This is a genomic window from Ruminiclostridium cellobioparum DSM 1351 = ATCC 15832, from assembly GCF_000621505.1.
Classification (GTDB): Bacteria; Bacillota; Clostridia; order Acetivibrionales; family DSM-1351; genus Ruminiclostridium; species Ruminiclostridium cellobioparum.
In genome coordinates, this window is record NZ_JHYD01000002.1 from 242364 (window position 1) to 266473 (window position 24110).

The 24110-nt window shown below is 43.2% G+C and carries 20 protein-coding genes; 15 read left to right on the forward strand and 5 right to left on the reverse strand.

What is annotated here, in order from left to right; all coding sequences use genetic code 11:
• Position 1 precedes the first annotated feature (1 nt).
• Genes T344_RS0103240 through T344_RS0103255 form a run of 4 tightly spaced genes read left to right on the forward strand, consistent with a single transcriptional unit; the run spans position 2 to position 6020 of the window.
• Positions 2 to 859, forward strand: a complete 858-nt coding sequence (locus T344_RS0103240; RefSeq protein ID WP_004626073.1) for a GGDEF domain-containing protein — start codon at positions 2 to 4, stop codon at positions 857 to 859.
• Positions 849 to 2441 carry a DUF2334 domain-containing protein gene (locus T344_RS0103245; protein ID WP_027627522.1) on the forward strand — a complete coding sequence of 531 codons (1593 nt, stop codon included), beginning with the start codon at positions 849 to 851 and terminating at the stop codon, positions 2439 to 2441. Before T344_RS0103240 ends, T344_RS0103245 begins: the two co-directional genes overlap by 11 nt.
• Entirely contained in the window at positions 2438 to 3754 is a 1317-nt protein-coding gene (locus T344_RS0103250) for a glycosyltransferase family 2 protein (RefSeq protein ID WP_027627523.1), read from the forward strand. Before T344_RS0103245 ends, T344_RS0103250 begins: the two co-directional genes overlap by 4 nt.
• Positions 3720 to 6020, forward strand: a complete 2301-nt coding sequence (locus T344_RS0103255; RefSeq protein WP_027627524.1) for a cellulose biosynthesis cyclic di-GMP-binding regulatory protein BcsB — start codon at positions 3720 to 3722, stop codon at positions 6018 to 6020. The genes T344_RS0103250 and T344_RS0103255 overlap by 35 nt, the downstream gene beginning before the upstream one ends.
• Before the next feature lie 126 nt (positions 6021 to 6146).
• Here T344_RS0103255 and T344_RS0103260 read toward each other — a convergent pair whose 3' ends face one another.
• Both T344_RS0103260 and T344_RS0103265 read right to left on the reverse strand, forming a co-directional pair.
• Positions 6147 to 6746 carry a nitroreductase family protein gene (locus tag T344_RS0103260; RefSeq protein ID WP_027627525.1) on the reverse strand — a complete coding sequence of 200 codons (600 nt, stop codon included), beginning with the start codon at positions 6744 to 6746 and terminating at the stop codon, positions 6147 to 6149.
• A 68-nt stretch (positions 6747 to 6814) separates the two neighbouring features.
• Positions 6815 to 8602: a DEAD/DEAH box helicase gene (locus T344_RS0103265; RefSeq protein ID WP_027627526.1), complete on the reverse strand. Its 1788-nt coding sequence runs from the start codon at positions 8600 to 8602 to the stop codon at positions 6815 to 6817.
• A gap of 285 nt (positions 8603 to 8887) precedes the next feature.
• On the opposite strand from T344_RS0103265, the gene T344_RS0103270 reads away from it, so the two are divergent.
• The 3 genes from T344_RS0103270 to T344_RS0103280 are packed head-to-tail and all read left to right on the forward strand — an operon-like array spanning position 8888 to position 12027.
• A complete protein-coding gene (locus T344_RS0103270) occupies positions 8888 to 10222 on the forward strand; it encodes a DEAD/DEAH box helicase (RefSeq protein ID WP_027627527.1) in 1335 nt (444 codons plus the stop codon).
• A 30-nt stretch (positions 10223 to 10252) separates the two neighbouring features.
• On the forward strand, positions 10253 to 10906 hold the full coding sequence (locus T344_RS0103275; protein ID WP_027627528.1) for an MtnX-like HAD-IB family phosphatase: 654 nt from the start codon (positions 10253 to 10255) through the stop codon (positions 10904 to 10906).
• 56 nt (positions 10907 to 10962) lie between these two features.
• Entirely contained in the window at positions 10963 to 12027 is a 1065-nt protein-coding gene (locus T344_RS0103280) for an iron-containing alcohol dehydrogenase family protein (protein ID WP_027627529.1), read from the forward strand.
• 356 nt (positions 12028 to 12383) lie between these two features.
• Here T344_RS0103280 and T344_RS0103285 read toward each other — a convergent pair whose 3' ends face one another.
• Positions 12384 to 13334 carry an L-lactate dehydrogenase gene (locus tag T344_RS0103285; protein ID WP_034860567.1) on the reverse strand — a complete coding sequence of 317 codons (951 nt, stop codon included), beginning with the start codon at positions 13332 to 13334 and terminating at the stop codon, positions 12384 to 12386.
• A gap of 198 nt (positions 13335 to 13532) precedes the next feature.
• On the opposite strand from T344_RS0103285, the gene T344_RS0103290 reads away from it, so the two are divergent.
• A complete protein-coding gene (locus T344_RS0103290; RefSeq protein ID WP_027627531.1) occupies positions 13533 to 14651 on the forward strand; it encodes a GGDEF domain-containing protein in 1119 nt (372 codons plus the stop codon).
• Between the two features lie 110 nt (positions 14652 to 14761).
• Complete coding sequence (locus T344_RS0103295; protein WP_004625938.1) at positions 14762 to 15154, forward strand: bacteriohemerythrin; 393 nt, start codon at positions 14762 to 14764, stop codon at positions 15152 to 15154.
• Between the two features lie 116 nt (positions 15155 to 15270).
• Here T344_RS0103295 and T344_RS31885 read toward each other — a convergent pair whose 3' ends face one another.
• Positions 15271 to 15465, reverse strand: a complete 195-nt coding sequence (locus T344_RS31885) for a helix-turn-helix domain-containing protein (RefSeq protein WP_027627532.1) — start codon at positions 15463 to 15465, stop codon at positions 15271 to 15273.
• 96 nt (positions 15466 to 15561) lie between these two features.
• Positions 15562 to 16317: a DeoR/GlpR family DNA-binding transcription regulator gene (locus T344_RS0103305; protein ID WP_027627533.1), complete on the reverse strand. Its 756-nt coding sequence runs from the start codon at positions 16315 to 16317 to the stop codon at positions 15562 to 15564.
• Positions 16318 to 16532: 215 nt separating this feature from the next.
• Between T344_RS0103305 and T344_RS0103310 the strand changes: the two genes are divergently transcribed.
• The 6 genes from T344_RS0103310 to T344_RS0103335 all read left to right on the forward strand — a co-directional run bounded on the left by T344_RS0103310 (position 16533) and on the right by T344_RS0103335 (position 24110).
• Positions 16533 to 17165: a class II aldolase/adducin family protein gene (locus T344_RS0103310; RefSeq protein WP_242842025.1), complete on the forward strand. Its 633-nt coding sequence runs from the start codon at positions 16533 to 16535 to the stop codon at positions 17163 to 17165.
• An 11-nt stretch (positions 17166 to 17176) separates the two neighbouring features.
• Positions 17177 to 18634, forward strand: a complete 1458-nt coding sequence (locus tag T344_RS0103315; RefSeq protein WP_027627535.1) for a rhamnulokinase — start codon at positions 17177 to 17179, stop codon at positions 18632 to 18634.
• Between the two features lie 63 nt (positions 18635 to 18697).
• Positions 18698 to 20461 (forward strand): L-fucose isomerase, encoded by a 1764-nt coding sequence (locus T344_RS0103320; RefSeq protein ID WP_027627536.1) that lies wholly within the window; start codon positions 18698 to 18700, stop codon positions 20459 to 20461.
• A 50-nt stretch (positions 20462 to 20511) separates the two neighbouring features.
• Positions 20512 to 20943, forward strand: coding sequence for an RbsD/FucU family protein (locus T344_RS0103325; RefSeq protein WP_027627537.1), 432 nt, complete (start codon positions 20512 to 20514; stop codon positions 20941 to 20943).
• A gap of 216 nt (positions 20944 to 21159) precedes the next feature.
• Positions 21160 to 22485, forward strand: a complete 1326-nt coding sequence (locus T344_RS0103330) for an MFS transporter (protein ID WP_027627538.1) — start codon at positions 21160 to 21162, stop codon at positions 22483 to 22485.
• Between the two features lie 191 nt (positions 22486 to 22676).
• On the forward strand, positions 22677 to 24110 hold the full coding sequence (locus T344_RS0103335) for an MFS transporter (protein WP_027627539.1): 1434 nt from the start codon (positions 22677 to 22679) through the stop codon (positions 24108 to 24110).

Below are 24110 nucleotides of genomic sequence, written 5' to 3' on the forward strand. Positions count from 1 at the left end.
AATGGCCAGTAAACGTTTTGAAATTTTAGTTCAGGATTTGGGATTGTTAGCATTTTTAATATCTATGTTTTTCAGCCTGGCGGTTTTATTTGCCGGAGGTTCGGAATTCCGGATTGAAAACGCTGTAATGCTGTTTGTCACTGTTATTGCCATCATACTTGTGACGTTTTCGGCCGACCTGGCCTCCTTTATAATTGTCGGGTCCCAAATAATCTGCTTCACGGCTTACAAACTTTTTATGCTGTATCAAAGAGGTTCGGTTATAAGTAGCTATTCCTTTGCCTGGCTTGTACTGCCAATACTGGTGGTGGGCTCAATGAGACTGTTTATATTCGGCCGCAGCAAACTTGAACTGGAAAACAGCATATTGAGAGAGCAGGTTGAGGAGCTTGTAATGATAGATCCACTGACAGGCCTGTATAATCTGAGAAGCTTTTATTACGATATTGATAAGCAGATAAGGTATACAAGACGCAATAAGCTTCCGTTGACTCTAATGCTGATAAAGCTGCGCTATGCCCAGGAATTGAAGAGAATACTTTCAAAAAAGAATTTTGATAAACTTAAACAGCGGCTTGCCGAGGTAATTGGTGATGCCATCAGGGTGGAGGACAACCAATACAGTATAGATAGTGACGGAAGTCTTGCAATTATTCTGACCTGTGACGACGCCGGAGGAGAATTGGTCCGCAACCGGATCAGGTCTATGGTAGGTGAAAAAGATGCATTTGACGGGATTACCGATACCTCGATCAAAGTTGAGGTGCAGATTGCTTTTGTTCAATACAGGGAGGAGATCGGAAACGACGGAGTCTTCTTTAAACAGAGTGTTGAGAAGGAACTGCAGTATGACGTTTAAAGGAACCCTGATATTTATTTTATGCCTCTGCATATCTTTCATGATGCCGCTGAAGGGGGCTTATGCCCGGGAGGTCAATGTTCTGAAAGCAAAAGACATACTTTTTGTCTATGATGAGGATATGACTCAAAGGGCATATGAAAATGTTGCGGCTATGGCCGACATACTGACTTACATGGGATATGGGACCACCTACAGTACTGTTGACCAAAGCAGGGGAAGGCTTGATAAATTTGACAGCATTTTGTTTTATCATGAAGGCGATAGTATAAACCCTATGTTTATACGGGAGCTTCAGGGTTTGAACAATAAAATAATGGTTGTGGGCGGGGGAGATGTTACTGATATAATCAAGGCTTTGAAACTGAACTGTGTTTCTTTTCAGGTACAGGATGCTGTAGTGCGGTTTTCCTATGCTTTCAGTTCCGGGAAGGAAAGCTCAGGTATGCTCAAGGCCGAGAGGGCGGCAATTGTTCAGGGTACATTTGCAAACAGTGCCGGTTATATCGAAGCAGACGGGAAAGCTTCGGAATTATCTGTCAGTGCGGGCAGATTCAGCTGTATGGGAGTTTTTGATTATGAAAATGATATTTTGAAAGCAGCATTCTCAGACCAGATTTCAAAGTGGAAATGGCCCTTTGAAAATCTGCCCAACAGTTACCCCCAGTATATAGTTTTTGATAATGTGTACCCGTTCTTTAACGGTGAGAGGCTGCTGAAGGTTGTAGAAATGCTGGCAGAAAGAGGTACTCCGTATTCCATAACCGTAATGCCTGTATACCGGAACAGTGAATATCCCGCAATGAAGCATTTCTGTGAGATACTCAGATATGCCCAGTCAAAGGGGGCCGGAATAATATTGAAAGCTCCGTTGATTAACACTGCCGAGCCTTCCCTTGAGGAAGTCAACAGGAAAATAACCTCTGCGGTGGAGGCATATAACAAATACGGCGTATTTCCCATGGCGATTGAGGCTCCAAACAACTGGATTCATGAAAAACTGGGACTGGATATATTGAGAAGATTCAGTACGGTTATTTTGTACGCCGGCCAGGACAGAAACAACTGGTCGGATATTGACGGCTACAATACGGTTTATTCCGACGGACACCATATTATAGCTCCGGCGCTCCTCAACGGGGATACAGGCAGTAATATGGTCAATACCTATAGCACGGCTCTGTATCTGGATATGAATGACGATACGGGTACCATAGAAAACCAGATAAAGCTCATTGAGGATTCTGCAGTGCCGCTGAAAAGCCTGAGATCCATAGCTCATACGGTCTATACCGATGACAGGGTAATCAACTCCAGGGGAGATATACTGACTCTGAATGGCAGAGTACAGTCCCTGAAATACACTCCTTTCACTTATGAGGAAAATTTTGAATATAACAGGGGAGTGGTAGGACGGCTGGCCGAAAGCATGGCCAGGGAAAACAAAAGGCTTCTGATAATTGTTAGCGGAATTTCCATTCTGTTTATTATCTTTATAGCAGTTGCACGCTATCAAAACAGAAGGCGGTTCCTGTTCAAAAGCAATTCAGGTCAAAATACCGATAAGGGGGACACAGATTGACACTGATAGATATATTGTCATTGTACGCTATTATTGCTATTTGGGGACTTATGCTGATAAATGTGGTTTTGTCCATAGGAGGCTTTCTCTATTACATCCGGGTCAACCGTACCGACGGACACATAAAGCTGAAGGAATATCCCATGGTTTCAATAATGGTTCCGGCTCATAATGAAAGCATTGTAATAAGAAAGACTGTTCAGGCGCTTTTGGCTCTTGATTACCCAAAGGATAAATACGAAATCATAGTAATAAACGACAATTCCTCTGATGACTCTGCGGAGGTTTTGAAAAAAATACAGGAAAAAAATCCTGACAGAAAGCTGATAGTAATAAATACCGATAACGTTTCGGGCGGCAAGGGAAAGTCCAATGCTCTCAATATCGGATTTTCGGTGAGCAGCGGAAGTGTAATCGCAATATATGACGCCGATAATACCCCCGAACCCAATGCACTCACCCTATTGGTGGAAAATCTCATGTCGGACGATAAGCTGGGCGCCGTCATAGGAAAGTTCAGAACCAGGAACAGGAATGCTTCCCTGATGACCCGCTTTGTAAATATAGAAACCCTGGCTTATCAATGTATGAACCAGGCAGGCAGATGGTTTTTCTTCAAGCTGTGCACAATACCCGGCACAAACTTTGTCATACGCAGGAGTATTATTGAACGTATCGGAGGCTGGGATACAAAAGCCCTGTCTGAAGACACCGAAATAAGCTTCAGAATATACAGGATGGGATATAAAATTAAACTGATGCCCCTGTCGGTGACCTGGGAACAGGAACCGCAGCTGCTGCGCATATGGCTCAAGCAGAGGACAAGATGGGCAAAAGGGAATATATACGTACTGAAGGAAAACTTCAAGTATGTATTTGACAGGAAAGCTGGAGCTATGCGGCTGGATGTCCTGTATTACGGACTGGTTTACATCCTTATGCTGTCCTCACTTGTCTGTTCCGATCTGATATTCATCCTGTCGGTTTTGGGTTTTGCACATGTCACCCTGGGGGGCTTTTCCAGTGTGCTCTGGCTTATGGCCATACTCGTATTTGTTTTAAATGTGCTGATAACCCTGGCAGTTGAGAAAAATGAGTTCAATATGGAGTCGGCACTGCTCATACTATTGATGCTTTTTACCTATTCCAAGCTATGGGTGGTTGTAGTATTGAATGCTTTAATACAAAGTGCAAACGATGCCATATTTAAAAGAGAGATAAAGTGGTATAAAACTGAACGATCTATAGAAAATAATAGAGAACCGGGGGAGAATGCCAATGTTCATGTTCGTGTTAAAAGGAAGAAGGAGTAAATTCTTCAGAGTAACTATTTTTGTATTGATAACAGTAGTTTTTGCGGCAGGCGGAACAGCTCGGGACGTCTGTGCAGCCTCTGCCGCAAAAGCATCCATCGCCGAGGCGGCCGCAACTGATGTCTCCGGCCGGGATAACAAGGATAAAATAATATCTTCGGAGGATGCTTTGCTGTCCAGTGTCGGCAGTATGCTCGAAAATGCCGGCGCGCCTGCATCCACAAAACCCAAACTTCCCAAAGCCGGTCTGACTGCGGATTTTACATGGGATGCACCGCAGATACTGAAGGGCATATACTCTTCGGCAGACCTGTATTTCAGCCTGCCTAAATACTGGAGTACGAAATATGTCTGCGTAAAGCTGGAATACAGGGTCAGCCAGCTGATAAAAGACATACCCTGCACGCTGACCTTTGCAATAAACAAACAACCCTTTTATTCCTGCCAATTGACCTACAAAAATAATGAAAAGAATTTTATATATGTTTTAATACCGGCAAACCTGATCAAAAATGACAGGGAGAGCAGCACAAACACCCTTACCATATCCGGTTATGCCAGGCTTTACAATGACCAGGGCTGCATAGACGATGAAAGCAATGCAAACTGGATTACCTTCTCCGAAGCCTCCGGTGTGGAAGTAGGCTATGATCTGCTGGCCCACCAAAACCGTATCGACTTTTATCCGTATCCCTTCATATCTTCGGATAACCAGAGCGGGGCGGATACGGTGGTCACCGTTGCAGATACGGCTCAGAATGAAGAGGTAGCCGCTGCCATGATGATTATGACCGGGCTGGGCAAGAATACAAAAAATAATAATAATCTTGAAATAAGTTCCTGGCAGGAAGCCCAGAGCGGCGGTAAAAGCAGGCATATACTGGTCGGACTGACAAAGGATATGCCTGCCGGGCTCACTAAATATATTCAGCCTTACCGCAATCAGTTAAAGGGGCAGGTCATGCTCCTGTTTGTAAATGATGACCGGGGCAATCCCTTGCTCCTCATTACCTCCGAGGATGCCGACTGTCTGGCCGAAGCGGGTTATTTCCTGGGAGACAGTGAGCGTGTAAGTCAGGAAAGCGATAATATAACCTTCATAAGGAAGGGTACTGCGGAAATAAGGAAGAATGCCAGAGCGCAAAGTGATATGAAAGCCGACAGATATAACCTTCAGGAGATGACCGGCGGGGGCTTTGAGTTCATAGGGCCCTTCCGCCAGGAAAAAACACTGTTTTTACCCCTGCCTGCCGATTATATCTTATCCTCGGCAAGTAAGGTGACGGTAAATTTCAGGTACAGCAAAAATCTGGATTTCAATAGATCAATGCTCACCGTCTACTGGGGAGACATACCTGTGGGAAGCAAAAAGCTGGCGCTGGAGAACGCCGACAATGACGAACTAACCTTCTTCATGCCTGCTGATGTGGTGGGCACAAAAGGCAGCAGCATGAAGTTTGCTTTTGATCTGGAAATACCCGACCTTTTTTGTACTACAAGGCGGGATGAGATGCCATGGGCATATATCACAAAGAATACATCCATCTACCTGCCCCCCGACAACAGTACCAGACTCAGCTTTGACAGCAGGCCGGCTCCTTTTCAGAAAGGGGGCAGCCTGAACGACGTTTTGCTGGTATTGTCGGACAAACCGACTGCAGCAGAACTGACACTGCTGGGGAGAACACTTTCATTGTATTCGGCTGCGGCCGATGCCTATGGCAGCCTGACAGTTAAAAAGGCGGGCGAATTCAACGAGCAGGAGGCAAACTATAATATCATCACATCGGGAACTCCTGCCGGTAACAGCCTCATATCAAAAATTAACGACAAACTTTACTTTAAGTATAACAGCAGCGGGTCGGAATTTATGACAAATGACAAATTAATCCTTACCTCTGATTATGCAAGATCCATAGGGACGCTGCAGCTGCTGAAATCACCCTATGCCGACGGCAGAGCACTTCTGGTCCTGACAGGGCCTGATCCCAATGCTCTTGGCAGGGTGACGAAGCTGGTCAGCAATGAAAAAATGAGCTGGAACCTTAAGAATGATTTTGTCCTGATTGACAGCAAGGGCAATATAAAATCCTATCAGTTTCAAAATGAAGAGCTTACCGAAACCAAACCCACCCTGGCAAAGAGCATATTTGAAAACAGAAGCTCCCTGCTGTTCGCACTTGCAGGAACCTCGGTCATGGTGGTGCTGTTCCTGGCAATGCTGTTGATAATACTGAGAATGCGGCATAAAAGGCCAAATCCATAATGGCGGGATTACAAAACCGGCAATAATATAAACGGGGCTGTCTCAATTGATTCTCTTGAGACGGCCCCGTCTGCTTAAAGATTATTTAAATTTAAAATATGTGCACAATAAGGTTAACTTTAAACTTTACTTTAAAAACTTTACTCTGAAATCCAGCGGCTGAAACTGCTTTTCATCGGGAGAAGCGGTAGGCTTTCCAAAAGGCATCTGGGCCAGCAGCTTCCAGTTGGAAGGAATATTCCATTCCCTGCTTACACTGGAATCTATAAGGGGATTATAATGCTGCAGCGAAGCACCAAAACCCTCCAGCTCAAGTGCGGTCCAAACTATATACTGCAGCATTCCGCCGGACTCTAAAGACCAGACGGGAAAATTGTCCTTGTACAGTTCAAATTGGCGCTGCAGTGATTCTACCACTGATTGATCCTCAAAAAACAATACCGTACCATAACCGTTTTTAAATGAATCAATTTTGCTTTCAGTTGAACTAAAGTTTTCTGGAGGTACGAGCTTTCTCAGTTCCTCCTTTGTCAGGTCCCATAATTTATCGTGATGTCCGCCGAGTAAAACCATGACCCTGCCGCTCTGACTGTTAAACGCAGTAGGAGCGTATTTAACCGCATCATTTACAATTTCCTGAAGCCTTGTATCTGAAACAGTTGACTCTTTGCTGATTCCATAAAAAGAACGTCTATCTTTAACCGCATTATAAAAATCTTTTGACATATTGGTAATCCTCCTTAATGTTTTTACATAAATAAGATTTACCACTTAAATGCGATTTTAAACATATATTACCGGTCTTTTCTATAGGATTTACCGCCCGCAGCTTTAAAACCAGGGTGACCCGACTTTCTTTTCGGCCCCTGGCCTCCGTTCCCGCCGCCATGACCGGTAAAGGTGTTGTAGGTGCCGCTGCTTCTGCCGAAACCGGAACTGCTTCTTCCGGCTTTTTTACGCGGGGTTGATTTCTCAATATTAATCCTCTTGCCCTTGATGGTATGGTTCTTCATGGACCGCAGGACCTCTGCGGCAAATTCCTTTGGTACTTCAACAAAGGAGTACCTGTCGAAAATATCTATGGAACCCACCATTTTGCCGGGAAGGCCGGAAGATTCCACAAGGCCTTCAATAATATGCTTGGGCTGGATCTTGTTCTCACTGCCGATATTGATAAACAGCCTTACCATATCATTGCCGGAATCCGAATCGAAATCCGATGCTTCGTCTATTTCACTTACGGTATTTGGAAAATTTCCGCTCTGCTCGGCGTACATCTTTAACAATGCGGCAGCTACATCCAGAGAAGTTACGAAACTATCATCCTGATCTTCAGTATCGGAATTGATTGTATTTACAAACCTCTCAATATGGCTTAGATACTTGGATAATCCTTCATGTCCCAGATTTTCCCTAAGTAATTTGAGAACATTTGACATCTTTTTCTCTTCAACATCATTTATTGTGGGAGGCTTTATCAAGCTTACAGTAGATTTTGTATAGCGCTGAATATCTCTGAGCTTATAAATTTCCCTTCCTGAAATAAAGGTAAAAGCCTTGCCTGTTCTGCCCGCCCTGCCTGTTCTGCCGATTCTGTGAACGTAGTATTCTTCATCACTTGGAATGTCATAATTGAATACGGCCTCCACGTCATCCACATCAATACCCCTTGCCGCTACGTCTGTGGCAATCAGAATGTCAAAGTTTCCTTTTCTGAACTGGGACATGACCTTGTCTCTGTGCTCCTGGCGCATGTCGCCATGGAGGGCTTCGGCTGAGAAACCTCTCGACTGGAGACTTGAGGTCAGATCATCGACTCTCTTTTTAGTATTGCAGAATACCAGGGACAGCTTGATGTCGTTTGTATCAATCAGGCGGGAAAGAACCTCCAGCTTTGCAGATTCCTTGACTTCCAGATAATACTGCTCAATACTGGGAACAGTCAGCTGTTTGTGCGCTACCTTTATATGAACCGGGTCTTTTTGATATTTCCTGGTTATATCAAGAATTTCCTTTGGCATTGTGGCCGAGAAGAGTATTGTCTGCCTGTCTTCAGGAACCTTTTCCAATATGGTATCAATGTCTTCGCGGAAACCCATATTCAGCATTTCATCCGCTTCATCCAGAACTATCATCTTCAGATTTTCCAGCTTTATGGTTCTGCGTCTCATGTGGTCCATAACACGTCCGGGAGTTCCGATTATAATCTGGGGACGCTTTTTCAGCGCCAATATCTGTCTGTCTATGGGCTGACCGCCGTATACAGGTAAAATTCTTATTCCGTCTTTATATTTCAATACATTTCTCAGCTCTTCCGAGGACTGTATTGCTAGCTCTCTTGTGGGACAAAGCACCAAAACCTGTATGGTATCAATTTGGGGCTGAATCATTTCAATGGCCGGTATGCCGAAAGCACAGGTCTTTCCTGTTCCTGTCTGAGCCTGGCCTATTAAATCATTACCTTCAAGAATTGGGGGAATAGATTGGGATTGAATGGGAGTGGCCTCCTCAAACCCCATGTCGGCTATTGCATGTTGTACTTCATTTGAAAGGTTGAGATCCTTAAAACTTAAATTTTCCATTTTTGTTCCTTTACTTTATAATCTTAAAATTTATCATACCTATACAATAATAATTATTATTTACTGTTTTTGCAATGTTTATTTATTTTATGGTAATATGTGGTAAAGGTTTGGACGCCTGAACCCGGTATATTTTTAAGATTGCCTTAACAAAATAATCACGGGCTGCAACACTATTTGCCAGTACCTGGCTGCTATGCTATTATAGATTGGTAATATAAAGGAGATATATGTTATTTCCGATATATTATAGAGTAATAAAACCAACATATATTAAGGAGACATATGATATTTAAGGATTTAAATTTAAACGAGCCTATTTTAAAGGCCATAGAGCATGAAAAATATGAGGTGCCGACAAGTATTCAGGAACAGGCTATTCCTCCAATACTGCTAAAAAAGGATCTGCTTGGATGCGCACAAACCGGAACGGGTAAGACGGCGGCTTTTGCAATGCCCATAATTCAATTGCTTTCAGAAGAGATTGCAGGAAAGAAATCAAGGCCCATAAGGGCTCTTGTACTCACCCCTACAAGAGAATTGGCAATGCAGATTATGGAGAGCTTCGCAGCTTACGGGAGATTTACCGGGTTAAAATACTGTGTTGTTTTTGGAGGAGTAGCACAGAAAACGCAAACAGATCAATTACAGGCAGGCGTTGATGTTTTAATAGCCACTCCGGGAAGACTGCTTGACCTGATCAATCAAAAATATATTGATTTATCACATATCGGTTATTTTGTACTTGACGAAGCCGATAGAATGCTGGATATGGGGTTTGGACCCGATGTGAGGAAAGTAATAAAAATTTTACCTTCCAAAAGACAAACTCTGCTTTTTTCAGCTACCATGCCGGAGGAAATTGCAAAACTCGCAAATTCATTGCTGACAGATCCGGTAAAAGTATCGGTTACGCCTGTCTCATCAACTGTGGATACTATTATGCAGAGCCTTTACTTTGTAGAAAAGAAAGACAAGAGAGCCTTATTGATACATCTGTTAAAGGATAAAACATTTGAATCGGTTCTGGTATTTACCCGTACAAAGCACGGTGCGGACAGAGTGGCAAAAACACTTGTCAAAGCGGGAATTAAAGCGCAGGCCATACATGGAGACAAATCACAGGGCGCCAGACAGCTGGCATTGAACTCTTTCAAGGGAAGGAAAATCAGGGTATTGGTGGCCACTGATATTGCCGCCCGCGGAATTGATGTGGAAAAACTCTCACATGTTATTAATTTTGATCTGCCGGCCTCTCCCGAAACCTATGTTCATAGAATCGGCCGTACGGGAAGAGCAGGGCAGGAAGGTGTATCAATATCCTTTTGTGATGAAGAGGAAAGGAAGTATCTGAAAGATATTGAAAAATTAATATCAAAGCGTATACCTGTAGTTGAGGAACATAAATATTCAATTGCAAATCATACTCCTGCTGTAATAATGAATTCCGAACCAAGGGTAAATCATATAAAGCCTCAGCCAAAAACTATTTCAAAAAGGCCTGAAAGGGAAAGGCCTGGCAAGCTTAAAGCAAATTTGGGCATCAAAAATCAAAATAATAGGAACATTAAGAATATTGGCAGCAAAAAAAGCAGCACTGGAAAAGACCGTCCAAATTAGTCTTATTCAAACTATTGGGGGATAAACATCATGAAAAAATTCGCATTTGTATCTGATTTTGATGGAACACTCACAGACAGGGACTTTTACCATATAGTTATGGATAAGTATTTAAAAGATTGGGCCTGGGATTATTATGAGGAATGGAAAAAGACAAAAAAGATAAACGTGGACTTTCTGAACAGGATTTTCGGTTCCATGGACAGAAGTGAGGAAGAAATCCTGGAGGATATATTGGAGCTTCCGCTTGATCCTTATGCAATGGACTTTATAAAAAAAGTTGAGGCTTCTGGAGGGGATTTTTATATATTGAGTGCCGGGACCTCATATTATATCAAAAAGCTGTTGGGACATTTCAATATTCGGAATGTCACGGTAATTTCCATGGAGGGCAGGTACCAAAACAGAGGAATTACCATAATGCCCGATCCAAAGAATGAGTTTTACTCCAGTATTTGGGGCATAGATAAGGCGAAAGTGGTAGCAGCCTTGAAGGCAAGATATGAAAAAGTATATTTTGCCGGGGACAGCGAACCTGATATAGGGGCGGCAAAAGCTGCCGATTGCGCTTTTGCAAGAAATGATCTGAAAAAGCATTTATCAGAACAAAATGTACCATTTGTTCCTTTTAACAAATATAATGAGGTTGATGAGTATATGGTCCGGCAGGGGATGCTGAAATAGACAACCTCAAAAACCGTATAAACAGCCGGCATGTAAGTAAAGAATTTGGAGGCAATATGAAAACAGCCATACACAGAATTGATATTCCTGCAATAATGGAGGTAAACAGCAACATTCTGGAAAATGTCGGTTCATATGTTGAAAGAGCCGGTATTTCAAGGGTTATTGTGCTATTCGGAGAGGGCATAAGAGAGCTTTTTGGAGAAAAAATCATTTCTTCCATTAAGAATAAAACGACACTTTCACTTCTGGAAACCTATGACTTTGATGATATAACCATTGAAAAGCTCATACCCCATGCTTTTTCCATTCCTTCAAAAGCTGATGCTGTCATCGGAGTGGGAGGGGGGAAGGTGCTGGATACCGCCAAGTATATCGCTTTTTTGAATAACCTTCCTTTTATAAGCATACCCACTTCAACCTCAAATGACGGCTTTTCAAGCTCAGGCTGTTCACTGGTCATAAACGGCAAAAGAACCTCGGTGCATGCCGCAATGCCTTTTGGCATCATCGTTGATCTTGCGGTTATAAAAAATGCTCCTGTCAAATTCATATATTCCGGGCTGGGAGATATAGTTTCAAAGATTTCGGCAGTATTTGACTGGTACTTTGAAGAACGTAACAATGCGGCAAGGGTTGACGATTTTGCCGCCATGCTGGCTAAAAAGTCGGTCAACAGCATTGTGAGAATGCCCTACACCAATATAACCGAACAATTTTTTCTGAAAGAGATGGTTGACTCGCTGACCATGAGCGGTATTGCCATGGAAATAGCGGGCAGCAGCTCACCGGCCAGCGGAAGTGAGCACCTCATATCCCATGCTCTGGATAAAATACTCGACAAGCCTCAGCTCCACGGAATCCAGGTGGGAATTGCAACATACCTGATGAGTCTGGTTCAGCAGCACAGGTTTGAGCGTGTGGAAAAGTTCCTGGGCGATACAGGCTTCTTTGACCATGTTGCAACTCTCGGTATGGAGGCTGAGGCTTTTGAGAAGGCAATCGACATTGCTCCCTCCATAAAACCCAACAGGTATACCTTCATTCATGTTGAGGAGAACAGGAACAGGGCAAAGGAACTTTTAAGGAACAATGAGATACTGAAGAAAATACTGACTTAAAGATTTTGTTTTACTTTACAGAAGGATTTAATCGGAATCAACTGATACGCGAGTATAACTTCATAAAAAAGATGCATGGTTAAAAACAATTGCGATAAAATTGCCGACGAAGGTAAAGTGGTTTTGCCGGCAAAGCAACAGGACGTTGCTTTGAGCTTCAAATCGAGACAGGATGTCGAGTTTGAGCGACGGCAAAACCGCTTTAAATGAGGCGGTACAATTTTCGCAATTGTTTTGGGTGCATTCTTTTTTTATGAAGTTAGTACGGGAGTTACCAGTTGATATAAAAAAATACAAATGTAAAGTATAATTTAAATTAACCGGCACAACGCCATTAAATTAATTGGCAAAACAGGTTACAGTTTCAGCCCCTCAATAACCTGCTTCAGCGCTGCCGCCGATTTATTCAGAAGTGCTGTTTCATCCTCGCTGAGAGGTACTTTAATAATTCTGGCGATACCGTCGGAATTAACCTGACTTGGAATACTGAGACAAATATCGCTCAGGCCGTATTCTCCCTCAAGCAGGCTGGACACGGTCAGAATGGAATTCTCATTCCGCACGATTGCTTCAACTATCCTTCTGACTGCCAGGGCAACGGCATAGTAGGTCGCACCTTTGCGGTCAATTATTTCATAGGCGGCATTTTTTACATTGTTATAGGTGGTTTCCTTAAAGCTTTCACTGTCACAGGAGTTGCAGTCCTTGCAGTATGCATCCATGGGCACTCCTGCAATTGAAGCAAGGCTCCAGGTGGGAACTTCGGTATCCCCGTGTTCTCCGATAATATAGGCATGGACATTTCTGGGGTCCACCCCCATATGCTCCCCTATCATGTATTTGAAACGGGCCGAATCCAAAACCGTCCCTGAACCGATGACCCTGTTTTTGGGAAAGCCTGAAAGCTTGTAGGTTACATAGGTAAGGATGTCCACGGGATTTGTCACCACCAGCAGGATACAATCTGTATTGTACTTTATTATATTTCCCACAACATCCTTGAAAATGGCGGTATTCTTATTCACCAGGTCGATTCTGGTTTCACCGGGTTTTTGATTGGCTCCTCCGGTAATGACAACGATATCGGCATCCCTGCAATCGGAATAGGTTCCGCTGTATATTTTGACAGGCCTGACGAAAGGCATTCCGTGGTTCATATCCATGGCCTCGCCTTCGGCCTTCCGGGCGTTTATATCTATAAGCACCAGCTCTGAAATCAGTCCGCTTAACATAAGGGTATAGGCTGTGGTTGATCCCACAAAGCCGGTGCCGACTATTGCAATTTTGTTTATTGATTTATTTTTCATATTAGCCATCATTCCTTTCGCTGTGCTCAAGGCACAAAAGTTATGAAATTTGCCCGTCAGGGCTTTATTTTCCGGGTAACTATTAATATACCCTAAAAGTGGTAAAAAGTAACAATAATTTGTTTGAATAAATTTGAAATATAATGTAAAATATTATTATATTTATGCAAAAAAGTGCAGGATTAAGGAGCAATTCTTATGCAATTTTTAATTCAGCAGCAGATGAATATTTTATCCGGTGCCGTTATATTCCTTTTTGGGATATACGCTTTAAGTGTGCTGGATAAAAAGGCTCTGATAAACAAGATATATATTGCCTCCCTTTTCTTAAATTTATTTCTCATCACCCTGGAAATAGTGCTGAATGTGTTGACCGAAGCCTCTGTAGGGCTGTTCTGGGTAGGCTTTTTATCATGTCTTTTATGTATTTTGTCCCCGCTTTTATCCTATTTATTCCTGAAGTTTATATGTGCTTATTTTCTTTCCCCCATCAAGTTGAAAAAAGCGGTGAGATATGCTTTTTACATAATGCTTGTTTTTAATACCGTCACGTCAATCATATCCTCAAGAACAAGAACCTTTGAAGCTGCAAGTTTCTCCAGGTACATAATTCCTTTTGTCATTTCCATTATCTTTCTTGTATACAGCGTGTATGTGATCGTCATGAGCAAAAAAATGCTTCTCAAATTTGAATATGCCTATATCCTGGCCATAAGTCTTATGACCAATGCGGGCGTGCTTGTACAGCTGTTTTTAGGGAAGACGGCATTTATCTGGTGCAGCAGCAGCTTCACAATAATCATGATGTTCATTATAATCCAGCAAAGAGAGCTTTACAGAGATTCTCTTACAGGTGTGAGAAACAGGGTGGTTCTTAAAAAGTGCCTGGATTCATATGGCAGAAGACCGGATGAACAATTATCCATTATTTTGATCGACCTGGACTATTTCAAGAATATAAACGATTCCTACGGGCACATGGAGGGGGATCACGCTTTGAGGACCTTTGCCAGGCTGCTTCAAAAGGTGTACTCCGACAATGGAATTGTTATCCGCATGGGAGGAGATGAGTTCCTTATTTTAATTTACGATCTTTCGCCGGCAAAGGTAAGCGAGCTGATTGCTAAAATGGCAAAAATGGTTGAAAAATATAACATCCGCTGCGGAAAACCATATATGCTGAAGTACAGCAGCGCACACGGCACATATAAAAATGATATGAGTATGGAACAGTTTATACATGAAATAGACTTGAAAATGTATGATCACAAAAATAGCCGGAAAAGGAAGGTATGGGGGACTGAACACGAGTTCTAGATATATTGGCGTGTCGTAATTTGGATGTTGATTTAAGGATTATATATAAGTATAATTTGGCATATATACGTTTAGAGGCTGGAGTACATTTAGAGATTGGAGGTCTATACATGATTACATGGAAAGATGATTATTTGCTTGGGATTGAGGAAATCGACAAACAGCATCAACAGTTATTCAAGATAGCTACAGACATTCACGAGCTCATCAGAAACGAGCTCATTATTGACAAGTATGACCGTATACTAAAGCTCCTGGCTGAATTAAAGGAGTATACCATTTTTCACTTTACTTCTGAAGAGGAGTATATGATGAGTATAGGGTATAAAAAATTGTTCAGTCACAAAGTTGAACATAATGATTTTATCGAGAAGATAAATAATGTTGACCTTGAAAAGATCGACATGGATCACGAACAATACCTGCTGGAAATCCTTGACTTTGTTTTAAACTGGATAGCAGAACATATTCTGAAGACTGATAAGGCATATACTGCAAAATGATGTCTCCAATACTGTTTGAGTTATTTGAGCATATATTTAACCCTTGTGGTTAAGGTATATGTTCTTTTTTTATGTACGGCTGATATGAAAATCAGAGATACTGGAGTCCGGTTTGTTCACTCAGGCTGTTTTAAAATCATTTTCCTGTAAATGCCGGGGCTTACGCCGTATTTCTCCTTAAAGAGCCGGCTAAAGTAATACTGGCTGGAAAAGCCTGATATTTCCGAGATTTCATTATATGTCCCCGATCCGAAAGTTATCTTTTTTTCGCCGAAATAAGTGATCAATTCTCCGGATATTACGTAGTTCAACTCTAGGTATGGCTGTGAGCAGGGCAGAAGGCCCTGCTGCCGGTGTCCTCGAAACCTATTTCTATGATTTCGACAATAGCGTCATCAACAGCAATACTAATACAACACCTCACAGCCATTTTCAAGAATACTGTTAAGTATTTTTGAGGATGGCTGTTTGTCGGTTATAACGGTGGTAATACTCCTGAAGGAACTCAATTTGTAAAAGTGCGGCTGATCGAATTTACTGCTGTCACACAGAAGTATAGTCGCTTTGGAGTTGTTTATCATATGCTGTTTTACAAGGGCTTGCATCTGATTTGCCTCATATGCTCCGTTTTCGTTTATGCCCCTGCAGGATATGATGGACAGATCTGCGTGAAAGTTATCTATAAAGCTGCCTGACAGTTCGCCGATAACAGAGGTGGAGCCCTGCTTCAGCTGGCCTCCTGCTATAAAAGTGGTCACTGAATCCATCTGTGCCAGCTCCAGGGCGGTTTTTACACCGTTGGTCACCACGGTGAGGTTGGTGTAGTTTTGAAGCAGGGGGCATATATTGCTGACGGTACTGCTGGAATCCAGAAATATTGCATAGCCGTCTGATATGAAATCCAGGGCCAGATTGCAGATATAGCTTTTTTCCTTTTTATTCTCCATTTCTCTGAATATGGAGGAGTATTCAATATTGATGCCCTGGATGAAAGTAACCCCGCCGTGACTCCTTTTGGCTATACCTGATTTTTCAAGCTCAAGGATATCCCTTCTGATGGTGGAAGTACTTGCGTACAGCTGCTGGCAAAGGTATGCGGCGGATACATGTTTTTTTGCCTTCAATATTTCAATTATTTTATCCAATCTCTCTTTTGAATACATGAAAGCCTCCTGAATTGATTTAAATTTGAACGATTATGAATTAAAATGAAATAATTTACATGTTATTAATTAAATGATACCAAAAAAATGTTCAAATATAAACAAAATATAAAAAAGGAAATATAATTGTCTTATGCAAAACAATTATAATATTATAGGAGGATAAGGTGAGCGAACAAAATATAAGGGCACAGATTTGCGATATTTGTTATAAGATGTGGCAGCAGGGCTGGGTAGCTGCCAATGACGGAAATGTCTCCGTGAAATTGGATGAAGACACTTTCCTGGCAACGCCCACAGGTATAAGCAAGAGCTTTATGGAACCCGGCAAGCTTGTTAAAATAAACGGAAAAGGTGAGGTTTTAGAGGCGTTGGAGGGCTACAGACCCTCCAGTGAGATCAAGATGCACTTGAGATGCTATCAGGAGAGAGCTGACGTGGGAGCTGTGGTTCACGCACATCCGCCCACGGCAACGGGTTTTGCTCTTGCACATAAGCCCCTGGATACATACTCTCTCATAGAATGTGTAATCGCAATCGGTGCTGTTCCCATAGCGCCCTATGGAACACCGTCCACAGACGAGGTACCTGAATCCATAGCACCTTTACTGCCAAAGCACGACGTTATTCTGCTTGAAAACCATGGAGCTCTGACTGTGGGTTCTGATCCCACCACGGCCTATTACAGAATGGAAACACTTGAGTTATGGGCAAAAACGAGTTTTGTGGCACAGATGCTTGGGGGTGAAAAGGAGATTTCACGGGGAAATATAGACAGGCTCATAAACATGAGAAGTTCGTACAGGGTCACAGGACGGCATCCGGGTTATGTTAAATTCAACAGGTAGGAGGTCAATATATGTCAAAAGGAGTACTGGCGTTCGACTTTGGTGCTTCCAGCGGGAGAGCCGTAAAAGGGAGCTACCACGACGGCAGAATTACATTGGAAGAGGTGCACAGGTTTAAAAATGAGCCGGTAAATGAAGACGGGTTTTTATGCTGGGATATTGACCTGCTGCTGGGGGAAATAAAAAAGGCGCTGACCATTTGCAGGGATTACGAAAGTATCGGGATAGACACCTGGGGAGTGGACTACGGACTTATTGATAAAAATGATACGCTCGTCAGGAAACCTGTTAATTACAGAGATCCAAGGACAAAGGGGATCATTGGGCGGGTATCGGAGCATATTAGCTGTGATAAGCTGTACAATTTAACCGGGAATCAGATAATGGAGATAAATACCATATTCCAGGTTTATTCCGAGGTTTTAAACAATCCGGAATTATTTAAAAAGGCTGATAAGCTGCTAATGATGCCCGATCTGCTGAATTTTCTCCTGACCGGCAAAAAAGCCGCCGAGATCACTATAGCATCAACCACCGGACTTCTTGACCCTTATGGCAAACAGTGGAACAGGTATATCTTAAACAGTCTGGGCTTGAAGGAAACTGTTTTTCCCGAGCTGATAAGTTCCGGAACCGAAATCGGCCTGTTAAAAGAAGATATGGCGAAGGAATTGAATATTGAACGCAAATCGGTGATAGCAGTCTGCGGGCATGATACCGCATGTGCAGTGGCCGCGGTTCCGGCCGAACAGGACTTTTTATTCATGTCCTGCGGAACCTGGGCTCTGTTTGGTACAGAGCTGGAAGAACCGGTAATAACCAGGGAAACCATGGAGTATAATCTGACCAATGAAATAGGAGTGAACGGTACAACGAGGTTTTTAAAGAACCTTACAGGCACATGGCTGCTTCAGGAAACCAGAAGTCAGTTTGAAAAGGAAGGAAAGAACTATTCCTACGATGACATGGAAAGGATGGCAAGGGCGGCAGAACCCTTTAAATGCTTCATAGACACTGATGAGGACATCTTTATGTCACCGGGGAACATTCCTCTCAGAATAAAGGAATTCACTTATAAAACCGGGCAGATAGTTCCTGAAACCGACGGAGAAATAATCAGGTGCATTTATGAAAGCCTTGCCATGAAATACAGGCATACCTATGACCAGCTGCTTGTCTGCCTGAAAAAGGGATACAAAAAGCTTCATATTGTGGGAGGAGGCTCCAGAGACGGTTTCCTCTGCCAGCTGACCGCCGAAGCCACGGGCCTTGAAGTGGTTGCAGGCCCTGTGGAAGCCACCGCTATTGGAAATATAGCAGTTCAGCTTATAGCAAGAGGTGAAATCAGCGGAATTAAGGAAGGAAGAAAAGTAATTAGATCATCTTTTGAAACTACTGAATATAAACCCAAACAGCATAATGTCTGGAATAACTATTATTCCGCGTACCTGGTAGTCTGCAACATCTAAATTCACATATTACCGGCGGTTAATTCCCCGGGACTATAATAATCAAACTCAGGAGGAGAAGATATGAACTATCCCAAAATTGGTATAAGACCAACAATAGACGGTCGTTGGGGAGGTGTCAGAGAAAGTCTTGAAAAGCAGACTATGAATATGGCTTATTCTGCTGCCAGGCTTCTGGAAGAAAATCTGGTTTATCCGGACGGCACTCCGGTAAAGTGCATAATATCCGACAGCACTATCGGCGGAGGGCTGGAAGCGGCAAAGTGTGCCGAAAAGTTTTCAAAGGAAGGGGTTTGTGCGACTCTCACAGTCACTCCCTGCTGGTGCTACGGCAGTGAGACCATGGATATGGACCCTCTGACCGTCAAGGCGGTTTGGGGTTTTAATGGAACCGAAAGGCCGGGTGCGGTATATCTGGCCGCAGTAATGGCCGCACATGCACAAAAAGGACTTCCTGCTTTCTCCATATACGGAAAGGACGTTCAGGATCTGGAGGATACTGAGATCCCTGAGGACGTTCAGGAAAAGATACTCAGGTTCGGCAGATGTGCCATAGCAGTGGGGCTCATGAAGAACAGGGCATATGTCAATCTGGGTTCGGTGTCAATGGGTATTATGGGTTCCTTCTGCGATCCCGCTTTTCTGCAAAAGTACTTTGGTATCAGGGCCGAATGGGTGGATCTGACTGAAATTCTCAGAAGGATTGACAAAGGAATCTATGACCATAAGGAATATGATAAGGCACTGGCCTGGATCAGGGAAAATTGCAAAGAGGGTTATGACCCCAATCCGGAAGATGTGAGACATTCCAAAGAGGAAAAAGCCAAGGAATGGGAATTTATAGCCAAAATGACCCTTATAGTTAAGGATATATTCTATGGGAATCCCGTGCTGGACGAAATGGGCTTCCATGAGGAGGCAATGGGCAGGAATGCCATTCTGGGAGGCTTCCAGGGGCAGAGAATGTGGACCGATTGGCTGCCTAACGGAGATTTTACTGAAGCAATACTTAACTCCAGCTTTGACTGGAACGGCAAGAAGGAGCCTACTATCCTTGCGACTGAAAATGATACTCTAAACGGTATGGCAATGCTGTTTGGAAAACTGCTCACCGGAACGGCAAGCGTATTTGCAGATGTAAGGACCTACTGGAGTCCCGAAGCGGTGGAAAGAGTTACCGGCAGGAAGCCTGAAGGCCTTGCACAAAACGGATTTATTCATCTGATAAATTCAGGAGCGGCTGCATTGGATGGAGCCGGACTTGCCAGGGATGAGGCAGGTAAGGCGCTGATCAAACAGTGGTGGAAAATTACCGACGAGGATATCAAAAACCTTACCGCAGCCACAGACTGGTGTCCTGCAAATCTGGGATATTTCAGAGGTGGCGGATTCTCATCCCACTTTAAAACACAGAATGAGATGCCTGTAACTCTTATAAGAATAAACCTCGTGCAGGGAGTGGGCCCCGTGCTGCAGATCGCAGAGGGCCATACAGTCACTCTGGACGATGAAACCCATAGAATCCTGGACGAAAGAACCGACAGAACCTGGCCGACAACATGGTTTGTACCAAGACTGGGTACAAAGGGTTTCGAGGATGTTTACTCTGTAATGGCCAATTGGGGAGCAAATCACGGGGCCTTCAGCTATGGACATATAGGAAAGGACCTTATAACACTTGCAAGTATGCTCAGGATACCCGTATCACTGCACAATGTGGATGACAGGGATATTTACAGGCCCCACAGCTTTGCAGCCTTTGGCACAAAGGACCTGGAGGGCGCCGACTACAGGGCTTGCCAGGCTTATGGCCCATTGTACAAATAATTGGAGGTTTATATAATAATTATAAGTTTGTACGATAAGCGGAGGTTTATATGCTGAAAGGAATCCCTGATGTTTTATCACCTGAATTGCTGAAAATATTAATGGAAATGGGCCATGGTGATGAATTGGTAATATCCGACGGAAACTTTCCGGCAAGCAGCTGTGCACAAAGGCTGGTAAGGCTGGATGGGCACGGGGTGCCGGAGGTGCTTGAGGCCATATTGAAGTTTTTTCCGCTGGACCCTTATTCGGAAGCCCAGGCGGCGCTGATGCAGGTTGTTCCCGGAGATACCGCTGAAACTCCCATCTGGGAGGTCTACAAGTCTCTTATAAATAAATACGAGCCGGTGAATAACAGGGTTGAAAATATAGAACGTTTTGCGTTTTACGAGAGGGCCAGAAAGGCATATGCAGTTGTAGCAACAAGTGAAGCTGCACTCTATGCCAACATTATCCTAAAAAAAGGTGTGGTAGCCGGGTAAGAAGTAATATTGCCCTACAGAAAGCTATTCTGGACAGAAAGGCCTACAGTAATATTTTCAAAGCTTTATAAATATGTTATGTTAATATGGCAGAGCATGTGTCAAACACGTGCTTTGCTATATTTTTTTAGAAGCAGCTTTGTTCCTTAAAATATTTGAGGCTGAATTTGTACTTATTCCTTAAAGTTGCAAGGGTGTATTAGTCGGGGGAATTCAATGAAACTGTCAGAAAAAATCGGTAGGCTCTATTTTAATAGAGAGGACCTTAGCGAAATAGAAATGGCCCGCTCGAGAAATTTATCCATTTATGAGGGCTGTACGGCCAGAAGTATACTGACTCTGACCAGCGGCTCTTTTCTGGTGGGCTTTGCCGGCTATCTGGGGGCAAGCGACCAGATAGCCGGTATTGTTTCGGCAATTCCCGTGTTTGCGGGAATCATTACGGTTTTCTCGCCGCTGATGTTTGAGAGAATGGCAAACAGGAAATTTATCACGGTTTTATTTTGTCTTTTGGGAAGGCTTATGCTGGGAACCATGATTGTTATCCCGTTTATTGATATCCCAAATTCCCATCAAATTGCATTGCTGATAGGAATGTTCCTGACTGCAAACCTGTTTCTGGCGGCCATGATGCCCTCAGCCGCGACCTGGCTTTTAAAGATCACTCCGGAGAGCATAAGGGGGGTATACTACGGGCGCCGTGAAGCAATTGTACTGGGGGCTGTGACAATAGTCACACTCGTAATGGGCCAGGTGCTTGACAAATTTGACAGAGCCGGATATCAGCTCAGAGGATTTATTATATTGTATATATTTGTAATAATTATAACATTGGTCAACTTTATTATTTTTTCAGGTATGAAGGAGCCGCCCAACGAAATATTGAAAACAGACATATCGGTGATTAACATATTCAGAATACCTTTAAAAAACAAAAAGTATATGACCATATCCATATTGATGGCTGTTTGGAATTTTGGCTATCAGCTTGCATTCCCGTTTACCTCTGTCTACATGGTTTCAACTCTTAAGCTGGGGTACGGATTAATAACCGTAATGGCCGTGCTGGCGTCGCTGACAAGTGTTGTTTCGGTTTATTTCTGGGGAAGGCTTGCCGACAGGAAATCCTGGCTCTACCTGATGAATTTAATGATTCTCATACAAATAACAAGCTTTTTAATATGGTTTTTCATTAACAAGAGCACGGCAGCCATACTTCTTCCCATGGCACACATTCTGGGAGGGGCAGCTATCGGCGGCATCAACATATCCTTGAATAACCTGCAGTATACCTTTTCACCTCCTGATAACAAGACGGTCTTTCTGGGCTTTTCGTCGGCTGTCAATGGAGTTATAGGCTTTACAGGCACTCTTGCAGGTTCATATTTTCTGACCCTTTCGGAAAAGCTTGAGTTTAAGGTATGGAATTTATCGGTGGGGAGTATGCAGATGATATTCCTTATAGCCGGAATTACCTTGTTTTCGGGTGTTATGTTTGTACATAATATTATGAAATCGGAGGCATTCAAGGTAACACTATAACACTATGAGTTAAATTTTTAAAATTCAGTAAAATATATTATTATATCTTTGCATGTGTTCGTTTCTTTTGCCGATTGCCATATAAAGGATTATGTGCTATTCTATTATGAATTTATTGTGAATGCAGGTTTACAGATGTATTTTTGACAAATAATTAAAAATATAAACAGGATGGAGAGACCGGGAACATTATGGAGAATCAGCTTCAATACAAAAACAGGGGATTAATCCTTATTAATATTGTACTTCTGACCTTTATGGCATGCCTTGACAGCAGCATAGTAAATGTTGCCCTGCCGGTTATGGCAGGATACTTCAAGGTTGGAATGAATTCTATTTCGGTGATAGTATCGGTGTATCTGATTGCCATTTCGGCAACCATACTTATATTCGGAAGGCTGGGAGATATTAAAGGCACGGTAAAGATATTCCAGATCGGAACGGTTATTTTTACGGTGGGTTCTTTACTTTGTGCCATATCAAATTCATTGTATATCCTCATACTGGCCAGAATTATTCAGGCTGTGGGCGCTGCCGGATTTATGGCAACCAATCAGGGAATTATTACAAGGGTTTTTCCATCAGGTGAGAGAGGAAAGGCGCTGGGCATAACCGGATCGTTTGTTGCACTGGGGACCCTGGTGGGACCTCCTCTTGGAGGTTTTATTGTGGATGCGGCGGCCTGGCAGTATATTTTTCTTATAAACATACCAATAGGTATTTTTGCATTTATTCTTGGGCTTAAGATCCTTCCCAGGGATGAAGAGAGAAGGAAAGCCCGTTTTGACGTAAAGGGGGCGCTGCTGTTCCTGGTGTTTATTGTAGCGCTGTTTGCGGCACTTCTGGTGGGGGAGCAGATCGGTTTCACAAAGCCGTTGATTCTAGCAGGTTTTGCTCTGGCGGTCATAGCCTTCATAATATTCCTAAAGGTGGAGAGGAAAGAGGAAAGCCCGCTGCTGCAATTGAATATATTTAAAAACCAGCTTTTTTCACTGAGTATTTTATGCGGCTTCCTGCTTTTTGTGGCCATGAACTGTTCAAACATAATCCTGCCCTTCTATTTGCAGGATGTGATCAAACTGTCACCGTCCATGTCAGGGCTTTACCTTATGACATACCCTCTGGTACTGTTTGTTGTGGCTCCCATCAGCGGGCATATTTCGGATAAAATCGGATCGGAGCTTCTGACGCTCATAGGCCTCCTTACCTTTTGCTTTGCCTTCTTCATGATGGCTACCCTGAACCAGTTCTTTCAGCCGGTAAAGCTGGTGCTGATCATAGCGGTAATGGCTTTGGGCAATGGAATGTTCCAGTCCCCCAACAACTCCCTGGTAATGTCCTCGGTGCCCAGGGAAAGGGTTGGAATTGCAGGGAGCATAAATGCACTGGTCAGAAATCTCGGGCTGGTAGTGGGGGTTTCGGTATCCACGCTGATATTATATGGTGTTATGAGCCGTCAGCTGGGTTACACGGTTACAACCTTTGTTGCAGGAAAAGAGGCGGAGTTTGCTTTTGCCATGCGGGTAACCTATGTATGTGCAGGACTCATTGCCCTGATAGGAGCAGTGCTGACGGCCTTCAGACTTATCACGAACAGAAAGCGGGCAGCAGTTGAAAAAGTGTAG